The sequence below is a fragment of the Candidatus Poribacteria bacterium genome, assembly GCA_009839745.1.
GTDB lineage: Bacteria > Poribacteria > WGA-4E > WGA-4E > WGA-3G > WGA-3G.
Window position 1 is genome coordinate 36,028 of record VXPE01000131.1, and the last position, 665, is coordinate 36,692.

The window sequence follows — 665 nt, forward strand, 5'->3', positions numbered from 1 at the left end:
CACGGCTATAAAACTACAACCCGATTATGCCGAGGCATATCACAATCGGGGCATTGCTTACCAAGAAAAAGGCGATTTTGACAACGCTATAAATGACTTTACCACGGCTATAAAACTACAACCCGATTATGCCGAGGCATATCACAATCGGGGCATTATTTATGCCAACAAAGGTGAACTTGATAATGCCCTAAATGACTTTACCACGGCTATACAATGCAAATCCGATCTTGCGGAGGCATATAACAGTCGGGGCAGGATTTACCATACCAAAATGGATTTGGATAACGCTATAAAAGACTATACTACAGCGATGCAACTGCGGACTAATTACGCCGAAGCATATGGCAACCGCGGTATTGCCTACGGCATGAAAAGTGCCTTTGACAGTGCTATAGAAGACTTTGATAAAGCGATACAACTTCAACCTGATCTTGTCGAGCACTATTGCAATCGAGGCATTGCTCACCGCCACAAAGGCGATTTTGATGACGCTATAAATGACTTTACCACGGCTATACAACATAAACCCGATTATCCCAACCCCTATTATGATCGAGGTCTTGCTTATTTCAACAAAGTCGATTTTGACAATGCCATAAATGATTTTACCAAGGCGGTGGAACTCAAACCCGATTTTGCCGAGGCATATCACAATCGGGGCA

2 pseudogenes (1 of these 2 running past the window's edge) are annotated in these 665 nt (G+C 43.3%); both read left to right on the forward strand.

From position 1 onward, the window contains the following. A pseudogene (locus tag F4X88_20445) lies at positions 1-220 on the forward strand (tetratricopeptide repeat protein). Positions 221-274: 54 nt separating this feature from the next. Further along, positions 275-665, forward strand: a pseudogene (locus F4X88_20450) (tetratricopeptide repeat protein); it runs 104 nt beyond the window's last position.